General features: G+C 73.5%; 9 protein-coding genes. 3 read left to right on the forward strand and 6 right to left on the reverse strand.

Going from position 1 to position 9,402, the window contains the following annotated elements:
• Nucleotides 1-64: 64 nt before the first annotated feature.
• The 6 genes from AOK18_RS00670 to AOK18_RS00695 all read right to left on the reverse strand — a co-directional run bounded on the left by AOK18_RS00670 (nt 65) and on the right by AOK18_RS00695 (nt 6,100).
• Complete coding sequence (locus AOK18_RS00670; RefSeq protein WP_055692959.1) at nt 65-1,228, reverse strand: oxygenase MpaB family protein; 1,164 nt, start codon at nt 1,226-1,228, stop codon at nt 65-67.
• An 82-nt stretch (nt 1,229-1,310) separates the two neighbouring features.
• A complete protein-coding gene (locus tag AOK18_RS00675) occupies nt 1,311-2,363 on the reverse strand; it encodes a polyprenyl synthetase family protein (RefSeq protein WP_055692960.1) in 1,053 nt (350 codons plus the stop codon).
• A complete protein-coding gene (locus AOK18_RS00680; RefSeq protein ID WP_055692961.1) occupies nt 2,356-2,637 on the reverse strand; it encodes a hypothetical protein in 282 nt (93 codons plus the stop codon). Before AOK18_RS00680 ends, AOK18_RS00675 begins: the two co-directional genes overlap by 8 nt.
• A 420-nt stretch (nt 2,638-3,057) precedes the next feature.
• Nucleotides 3,058-3,690 carry a TetR/AcrR family transcriptional regulator gene (locus AOK18_RS00685; RefSeq protein WP_055692962.1) on the reverse strand — a complete coding sequence of 211 codons (633 nt, stop codon included), beginning with the start codon at nt 3,688-3,690 and terminating at the stop codon, nt 3,058-3,060.
• Between the two features lie 35 nt (nt 3,691-3,725).
• Nucleotides 3,726-5,033 (reverse strand): AMP-binding protein, encoded by a 1,308-nt coding sequence (locus AOK18_RS00690; RefSeq protein WP_079104779.1) that lies wholly within the window; start codon nt 5,031-5,033, stop codon nt 3,726-3,728.
• Nucleotides 5,034-5,416: 383 nt separating this feature from the next.
• A complete protein-coding gene (locus AOK18_RS00695) occupies nt 5,417-6,100 on the reverse strand; it encodes a TetR/AcrR family transcriptional regulator (protein ID WP_240503003.1) in 684 nt (227 codons plus the stop codon).
• A 137-nt stretch (nt 6,101-6,237) separates the two neighbouring features.
• Here AOK18_RS00695 and AOK18_RS00700 point away from each other — a divergent pair, with 137 nt between their 5' ends.
• From AOK18_RS00700 to AOK18_RS00710, 3 genes are all read left to right on the forward strand, one after another.
• Nucleotides 6,238-7,467, forward strand: coding sequence for an oxygenase MpaB family protein (locus tag AOK18_RS00700; protein ID WP_055692964.1), 1,230 nt, complete (start codon nt 6,238-6,240; stop codon nt 7,465-7,467).
• A 180-nt stretch (nt 7,468-7,647) separates the two neighbouring features.
• Nucleotides 7,648-8,871: an oxygenase MpaB family protein gene (locus AOK18_RS00705; RefSeq protein WP_055692965.1), complete on the forward strand. Its 1,224-nt coding sequence runs from the start codon at nt 7,648-7,650 to the stop codon at nt 8,869-8,871.
• Between the two features lie 312 nt (nt 8,872-9,183).
• Nucleotides 9,184-9,402 (forward strand): hypothetical protein (locus AOK18_RS00710; RefSeq protein ID WP_157864987.1); only part of this gene is annotated, 219 nt, incomplete at its 3' end.

A 9,402-nucleotide genomic window follows, 5' to 3' on the forward strand; every position in this document is an offset into this window, starting at 1 on the left:
CGTCCGCACGGCGGCACGGGACGCCCCGTGCCGCCGTGCGGACGCGGCATCCGCGGCGCTTCCCTCAGGTCGTGACCGTGGGCGCGGGAGGGGTCCAGCGGCGGGAGCGGCGCACGCCGTCGCCGACCCCGTAGTCCTTCTTCAGCTGTTCGGGGATGGCGTAGTGCATGACGCGGCCGCGGGTGAGGGAGGACAGTTCGAGCACGGTGGTGAGGTGGCCGAGGCGGTCCAGCGCCCAGGCGCCGAGGGATGAGCGGTCCTCGATCCCCTCCAGGACGCCGAGCAGGGAGGGGACCACCCTGGCGACGTTGTCCCAGGCGGTGCGGGGCACCTGGAGCCAGTCGGCGCAGGTGTCGCCGACGAAGTGGCGGATGAGGGCGGAGACGACGGGGTCGAAGAAGGTGCCGGGGACGACCTCCTCGTACAGGTCGATCAGCTGCCGGGTCAGGCGGACACCCTCCTCGGAGGGGCCCATGTGGCGGATCATGTACAGGTCGAGGAACTGCCGGCCCTCCTCCAGGTTCTTGGGTACGGCGTCCTGGTCGACGCCGAGGAGCGCTCCGACCACGCGCCAGGCGTAGAAGTACGCCTCGGCGCCCTCGGTGGACATGTGGATGTTCAGGCGGTGCAGGCTGTCGAGGACGAGGAGCGAGAAGAACATCTGGCCGCCGATCAGGTCCTCCTGGCAGATCGGCGTTCCGAGCGTCCCGGTGTCCCAGAGGCCCTCTCGTTTCAGGTGGTGCCGGATCGAGGCGTGCAGGAGGCGCACCTTCTGCGCGGCGGGAAGGAAGCGGCTGCCGGCCTCGAAGGCGTCGGGCTGCATCAGGTAGACGGTGAACTGGCCCGTCTCCGCCATCCGCTTGGACGGGTAGTCCAGCCCGTGGGTGGCCGACAGCAGCCGCGCGACGTGCGGGACGAGGTAGCAGGCGGGCATCGAGGCGAAGGACAGCGCGGTGGAGATGTGGACGTTGTTGTCGACGAAGAACAGCCGCGCCTTCTCCATCTCGCCCCAGTCCACCCAGGACGGCGGCATGCCGGTGGTCTGCAGGTACTCGCGGGCGACGTAGGGCAGCCCGTCGGGCAGCGGGGAGCCGGCGGTGGAGACGTGGCGCATCAGGGTGTTGAACGTGCCCACCTCCCCGCGTTCGAACAGGGTGGCCACGACGGCGTCGGCGAGTTCGTCGCCGGAGTGGCGCAGGGCGTTCATCGAGGCTTCGGTGTAAGCCATGTCAGCGGTCCTTGTCCCCCGGGCGGCACGGCGTCCGGGCCGGCAGCCTCCACGGGCGGGTCGGTGGGGTCGTTCGGTGGCGTCAGGTGCGGCGGTCGGTGGCGGAGCGGGCCAGATCGGTGAGGGCCCACCGCGCGTGCCGGGACATGCCGAGCCCGTCGAGGTGGCCGACGGCTTCCCTCACCCGGGAGACGATCATGTGTTCCACCTCCTGGGGCGCCTCGAGCTCGATCATCAGCTCCCTCACCTCCCTGAGCTGTTCCTCGCCGACGTCCCGGCGTCCGAACACGCGGGCGAGGTGTTGGCGCTGGGTGGGGAGAGCGGCCTGCCAGGCCGTGGCCAGCAGGGTGGTGGGCCGGTGGCCCCGGATGTCGTCCAGGCCGTCCTTGCCCGTGTCACCGGGTTCGCCGAACAGCCCCAGCAGGTCGTCGCGCAGCTGGAACGCCTCCCCCAGCGGCATCCCGTAGGCGGACAGGCCGGCCCGCAGGGCGGGGGAGGCGCCCGCGAGCAGGCTCCCGATGAGCAGGGGCTGCTCGACGGTGTACTTGGCGGTCTTGTAGCGGACGACCTTCATGGACACGTCCGGATCCGGACCGGTGCCCGTGCTGAGGATCTCCAGGCACTCCCCCGCGACCAGTTCCCGGGCGAGCCGCGCCCACATCGGCCGGGCCCGGGCGAGGTAGGCGGCGGGCAGACCGCTCACGGCGAACAACTGCCCGGCGAGTGCCATCAGGTGGTCACCGATCAGCATGGCCAGGGAGCGGGCGGCGGCACGCGCCCGCGGTCGCCCGGCCAGGGCGGTCTCCAGGGAGACGTGGACGGTGGGCAGGTGGTGGCGAAGAGGGCTGTCGTCGATGAGGTCGTCGTGGACGATCGCCGCCGCGTGGACCAGTTCCATGGAGGCCGCCGCCCGCAACAGGGCGTCGCTGTCGGGCTGGTCGGCGGCGCGCCACCCCCAGTAGCAGAAGGCCGCGCGCAGTCGCTTGCCGTGCCCGGCCGCCCTCCGCAGGTGGTCGGCCACCGGCTGGAGCGCGGGGTCGATCCGGACGAGGTGTCCGGCCTCCTCGGCCAGGAAGTCCCGCAGGAGCGTGTCGACGCGTTCCTTGAACGCGGCCGGGTCCCACCGCTCAGACATCGCCACCGCACGTCGCCCGCCGGGCCAGGACGTGCTGGGCCAGCACCTCCAGGTGCGCGGGGGCGACGGTGTGGCGGTCCAGTGCGATACGGCCCCGGGACATCAGGTCCTGCCGCGCGTCCCGGGCGATGTCGGCGCCGTCGGAACGGCGCAGGAGCTGCCGGACCGTCCCGACGGCGGAGCCGACGGTGCTCACCGCCAGGTCCGCCAGTCCCGCGACGAGCAGGACCACCTGCTCGTCGGCGCGCGGCCCACTTCGTGGAGTGTCTGCCATGTCGATGCCCCCCGTACCGGTACGCCCGCCTCGGCCGCCGACCGGCGACGGCCCTCGGTATCAGCGTGGCTCCACGGCCACCGCGCGGGGAGCGCTTTACCGGATCGAGCGACGGACCGGGACAGGCGTACGAACCGCGGTCCTTCCCCGCCGTACGCGCCGCGGCCCTCCCCCGCCGTGTGGTCCGGGCCCCTCCCCCGGCGCGCGGGCCGGGTCGCGGGCGGGCGCGGGCGCCGGCGAACGGGCGGCCGCGCCGCCCTCGTGTGCCGCTCCCGGCCGCCGGAGGCCTGCCGGGCGACCCGCCCCTCCGTCCCGTGACCGCGGTGGCGGAAGTCGTCCACCGCCCGACCGGGTCACGCCGTTCGCCGGTCGGGACCCGGGGCACGACCTCTCTCCCCGGCGGGGCCCGGGAGGCGGGCGTCACGGGTGTTCCCGCTCGTCCCGCAGGGCGGGGAAGACGGTGTGCACCAGGTGGAGCACGGTGCGCGTCAGCATCACGTGCAGGTCGCCGCGGCTGAGGGTGCCGCGGACCAGCCATTCGCGGGAGGCGGCCTTCAGCATGCCGCTGTGGGCGCGGATCATCGCCCGGAGCTTCTGCCGGCCCTCGGTGACGTCGGCCATCATCGCGGCCTCCAGGATCCGGTCCGTGGCGGTCTCGTCGGCCTCGAGCATGATCCGGTCGATCTCCGGGTCGTTGCCGAGCGCCTCCAGACCGATCGCCGAGAGCCACATCTCCCGGTTGCGTTCCACGACCTCGAGCCACCGGTCGACGCAGATCGCCACCCGTTCCTCCGCGCCGACCGGGGGGAGCCGCGCGGAGACGGAGGCCGGGACGACCATCATCTGCCGGACCACCTCCAGGTAGAGCCGGCGCTTGCTGCCGAAGTAGTGGCTCACCAGGGCACGGGTCACGCCGGCCTCCGCGGCGACGTCCGCGAGGGACACCATGCCGTAGCTCCTGGCCCCGAACAGCCCGCGCGCGGCTCCGAGGATCTCGGCGCGCCGGGCGTCCGGCTCCATGCGGCGTCGCCGGGCCTGGGGCCGAACGCCCATGCGGTGGGCTCCTTCCGGGGTCGCGGGGTGCCGGCCTACGGGTACGTCGGCCCGAGCGCGGCGGTGGGCTGTTTCTCCGTGGCGCGGCGGTGCGGGTCCGGCCCGGGCGGGACGCCGCCGGTCTCCGCGCTACGGTCCCCGGACGTGCCGGTGGTTGCCGCGCCGGTGGGCCTGCCCAGCCCCCGCACCTCGTGCACCGGCAGTCCCGCGCTCACCAGGAACTCCGGGACACCGGCGGGGAGCGGGGCCCCGCCGCTGAGGGCCCGGTGGCAGTCGTCGAGTCCGACGGCCTCGCGCAGGAGCCCTGCGGCCCGCGCGTCGAGCCGCTCCGGCGTCCCGGCGAGGTCCGCCGGGGCGTCCTCGCCCTCGGAGGGCGGTCGGTGCGCGCCGGGAGCGGTCGTCCGGGCCCGTGGCGGCGCCGCCGTCCGCTCTTCGGGGAGCTCCTCTTCGGGAAGCTCCGTGAGCTTCGCCCGCAGGGCGGCGGCGATCTCCTCCCAGATCCGGGGCGTTCCGAGGAAGGCGTGCGGGCGGACCGCGAGGAGAGCGGGCAGGAGCCGGTCGGGCTCCGGGCACAACGTGACGTGGCCCGCGTGGCGGATCGGCAGGTACGTGCCGAGCGCCCGCTGGGCGACGTGCCCCGCCGGCGGGCACGCGAGCGACCGGGGATGGTCCGGGACGGGGAGCCGGCGGTCCTGCAGGAGGGACTCGTGGATCACGTCGCGGTGGGAGAGCAGCACGCCCTCGGGGTCGCCGGTCGTGCCCGGGGCGTACACCAGGGCCAGCGGCTGGTCGGGGGTGACGGCGTCCGTGAGCGCCTCGAACCCGGCGTCGTCGGGGGGCAGCGCGCCGCGCACGGCGGTGTAGCCGACGAAACGGGGGTCGCCGGGCGGGGCCGCGTTCCAGTCGAGGAGGACGACGGCGCGCAGGTCCGGCAGGTCGTCCAGGGCCGGCCGCCAGCGCCGCAGCTGCTCCTCGCCCTCCAGGACGAGGACGGTGGCCGCGCTGTGGCGGGCCACGGCGCGGAGCTGCCCGGTGCTCAACGTGTCGTCCGCGCTGCAGGGCAGGGCGCCGGCGTGGACGGCGGCCAGGTCCGTGATCCAGTGCTCCGCCCGCTCGGACATCGCGATCAGCATCCGGTCGCCGCGCTGGAGACCGAGCACGCCGAAACCGCGGGCGAGGGCGGCCACTTCGGCGCGCAGCTGCGACCACAACAGGGTCCCGGCCTCAGGACCGGGGCCGGTGGTCAGAGCGGGACGGTCGCCGAACCGCCGGGCGTTCCGGCGCAACAGCCTGGGGATCGTCAGTCCTTCGACGGGCTCGGACACGTGCTCTGCTGTGGCCACGGCGGGCTCCCTCCATCGCGAACCGTGAACGGACTCGTGGAACGGACTCGTGGAACGGGCTTCTCGCGCGCAGGCCCCGGACGGACCTCGTGGGCGGACGCCACGGGCGGACCTCACGGGCGAGGCCCCGGAGCGGACTCCTCGGGCGGTTCCCCACAGTGAGTCACTCCTGGCAACTCGTCAACAGTGCGCACACGGTGACGCGAGAAACCTTGTCGACCGGCGAGAGGCATCCCAACGCCGCAGTCACCCCAGGGAGTTCGACACCCTCCCCGTTGTTGACGGGAAGCCAACAACCGCCTCCGGCCGCCCTCGTGGAGGGCGCCGCGCAGCCGGGACCGGGACCGGATCGGGGCAGGGGCCGGGACCGGGAAAGCCGATCCCTACGGGCGGGGCGAGTGCGGTGGGCCGAGCATCGGAACGAGGAACTGCCGGGCCACCGCGCGCACCCGCTCCTCGTCGTCCAGGTCGATCACATGACTGGGGATGACGAGGAACGAGGCGGAGACCCGCACCATCATCTCGGCCACCAGGTTCACGTCCACCTCGCCGGCGACGTTGCCCGCGCGCTGCTCCTGTCGCAGCCGTGAGGCGACGAACTGCTGCACCACGGCCAGGGTGCGCCCCCCGTCGGCGGTCATGGACGGCACCACGGCGTCCGGTTCGGCGGCCATGAGACCGCCGATGAGGCGGTTGTGGCGGATGGCCCTGAGCGAGCTCGCGAATCCCAGGACCACCCGGTCGGCGACGGTCCCGGCCTCCCGGATGTCCACGATGAAGCGGTCGAAGTACCGCCGGAACTCGCGCCGTACGACCTGCTCGACCAGGTGGTCCTTGGTGGCGAAGCGCCGGTAGACGGTGATCCGGGAGACACCGGCCGCCCGCGCCACGTCCGCCATGGTGGACCGCTTGATGCCCATGCGGCAGAACTGTTCGTAGGCGGCGTCGAGCAGGCGCCGGGTCACCTCGTCCTCCCGGGCAAGGCCCTCGGCGGCTTCGGTGAACGCGATCTCCAGCACGGAGGGGGAGCCGGGCGGCCCCATGAGGGCCGGGGGAACGGGTTCCACGCCTGCCTCCCTGATTCTGTGAAGCCCCTGGCGTTCACGTCGCGTCTGTGCTCCCCTGATGAAACAAGGAAGCGTGCCGTGTTTCATCGTACCAACCGGGGCGGCGGGCCACAGGACTCGAGGAGGAGTTCGCGACGATGGACGGACTCAGCAGGCGCAGGATGCTGCTCGTGAGCGGGGCACTGGGGGCGTTCGGGACACTGGGCGCGGCCTCGCCGGCCCGCGCCCGGTCGCTGTGGACCTGGGCGCCGAGCGGTTCGGTGGCGGGCGAGGGGGCGGGGCTCGACCCGGAGTGGGTCTGGGACGAGGAGGCCGACCGGCTGGTCGCCGCCGTGATCGACCGCGGCGACGTGCCGAAGGCCAACGCGGGGCTCCGCGAGTGGACCCGCAACGACCAGCCGCTCCCCGGCGGCCTGCCCGCGGACCTGCGGGACTTCATGGAGCGGGCGCGGCGGCTGCCGTCCTGGGCCGACCGGGCGAAACTCGAGACCGCGGCCCGTTTCAACGAGACCCGGGGCCTCTACCTCAACCTGCTCAACGGAGTGGGCGGCGGCATGCTGAGCACCGCCATCCCCCGGGAGGCGCGCGCCGTCTACTACTCCAAGGGCGGCGCCGACATGGAGGACCGGGTCGCCAAGACGAGCCTGCTGGGCTTCGCCGTCGGGGACCTGAACGCCTACCGCCCCGACGGCGACGTCGTCGTGCAGGCCGTCAAGACCCGGCTGGTGCACGCGGCCGTGCGGCACCTGCTGCCGCAGTCCCCCGGCTGGTCCCGCACCAGCGGCGGCCAGACCATCCCCATCAGCCAGGCCGACATGATGGTCACCTGGCACAGCCTGCCCACCTACACCATGCGCAAGCTCCTCGCATGGAAGGTGCCCCTCACGCCCGCCGAGTCGGCGGCCTACCTCCACCTGTGGCAGGTGACCGCGCACCTGCTCGGCGTCCGCGACGAGTACATCCCCGCCACCTGGGACGACGCCGAGGAGCAGTCCCGGCAGGTCCTCGACCCGGTCCTCGGCCCCACCCGCGAGGGGGTCGAACTGACCGACATCCTGCTGCGCCAGCTCGCCGAGCAGACCAGCCCCGGCGGCATCGATCGCCCCCTCGTCAACGCGCTCGCCCGCTACCTGGTCGGCGACCAGGTGGCCGACTGGGACGGCATCCCGCGCGAGCCCTTCTGGGAGAGGGCGATCGCGACCGCCTGGCCGAAGCTGGTCGCCTTCCGCGAGAAGCTGATCCCCCTGCCGCTGGTGCCGCCGCTGGCCTGGACGATCGACGAGGCCGTCCGCCAGTACATCCTCTTCTACCTCACCAAGGGGCGGGGGACGCACATCGAGATCCCCGACACCAACCGCCCCGGCTGAGGAACCACGGCCGTCACGGGCACGACCGTCCGGACCGTGCGCACCACCCCACCGGGCGCATCTCCGCACCACCGCACCACCCCGCCGGGCGCACCACCCCGCCTCCCCGCCGGGCGCACCTCCGCACCGGGCACACCGGTACCCCTCAACCAGTGAGATCCGAGAAGGAGTTCATCCACCATGGAAGAAATCAGCAGGCGCAGACTACTGATCGCGGGCGGCGCCCTGGGCACGTTCGGGGCGCTGGGCCTGGCGTCGCCGGTCCACGCGCGGTCGCTGTGGACGTGGTCGCCGGCCGGCTCGGTCGCGGGCAGGGGAGCCGGACTCGATCCCGAGTGGGTGTGGGACGACGACATCGACGCGATCATCGCGGAGGTGATCGAGCGGGGCCAGGTGCCCCGGGTCAACGACCTGCTGCGCGGCTGGGTCCGCAACGACCAGCCGTTGCCGGACGGACTCCCCGGCGACCTGCGGGACTGGATGGAGGAGGCCCGCAAACTGCCCTCCTGGGCGGACGCGGAGAAGCTCCAGGACGCGGTCGACTTCACCCGGAAGAAGGGCCTCTACACCGGCGTCCTGTACGGCCTGGGCAGCGGCCTGCTGAGCACCGCCATCCCCCGGGAGGCGCGCGCCGTCTACTACTCCAAGGGCGGCGCGGACATGAAGGACCGCGTCGCCAAGACCGCCCAGCTCGGCTACGACGTCGGCGACCGGTACGCCTACAAGCCGCAGGGCGGGATGATCGCGACCTCGGTGCGCACCCGGCTGGTGCACGCGGCCGTGCGCCACCTGCTGCCGCAGTCCCCCGGCTGGTCCCGCACCAGCGGCGGCCAGACCATCCCCATCAGCCAGGCCGACATGATGGTCACCTGGCACAGCCTGCCCACCTACGTGATGGGCAAGCTGCGGGACTGGCGGGTGCCGATCACCGCCACCGAGTCGGAGGGCTTCCTGCACGTGTGGCAGGTGAGCGCGCACATGCTCGGCATCCGCGACGAGTACATCCCCGCCACCTGGGACGAGGCGAACGCCCAGTCCCGGCAGGTCCTCGACCCGATCATCGACCACACCCCCGAGGGCGCCGCCTTGACCGACGCGCTCCTCGGCATCATCGCCGAGGTCGACGCCGGTCTCACCGAGCCGCTGATCAACGCGTTCTCCCGGTACATCGTCGGCGACCGGGTCGGCGACCTGATCGGACTGGACCGGGAACCGCTCCTGAAACCGGTCATCAGCAGTGCCTGGCCGCTGGTGGTGGCCTTCCGCGAGGGCCTGATCCCGCTGCCGGGGGTGCCGTCGATCGCATGGGTCCTGGAGGAGGCGCTGCGCAAGTTCGTGCTGCTCTTCATGGCCGAGGGCAGGCCCATCCACCTGGAGATCCCCGACGCCAACCGCCCTTTCTGAACCGCCCCCGCCGCGCCCCGCACGCGGTGCCGCCGGGGCGCGGGGTCCCGTCCTCACCGGCGGGACCCCGGAGCCCCGGCCCCCCGCGGCCCACGGCGCGCGGCACCTCGCGGGTCGTCGCCGGGCGCGGCGTACGCCCCCTTGCCACCCGGGCGGGCCCACGGCAACGTGTGCGTCCGAGAACCCGGGGTCCGGAACCGACCCGCCCAGAGGGGAACATGACGAGACCGCGCAGTGACGGACCGGCGGCAGCGCTCCGCGCACGGACCGCCGGACAGGCGGAGCCGCCCACGCGACCCGGGGAGGGCACCGATGCCCGGCACTGAACGCCCCCTCCCGCCCGAACCCGGCACGCACGGTGTCGGCAGACGCCGGTTCCTCGGGTACGTGCTGGCGGCACCGACGCTGACGGCCGCGGCCCACCTCGCCCCCGCGTCCGGGGCGCGGGCGGACATCCCCTCGCCCGAGATCACCGAACTGGTCGACCTCAACGACGTGATGACCGCGGCGGCCCTGCCGACCTCCGGCCTG

The sequence above is a fragment of the Streptomyces prasinopilosus genome, from assembly GCF_001419695.1.
Classification (GTDB): domain Bacteria; phylum Actinomycetota; class Actinomycetes; order Streptomycetales; family Streptomycetaceae; genus Streptomyces; species Streptomyces prasinopilosus.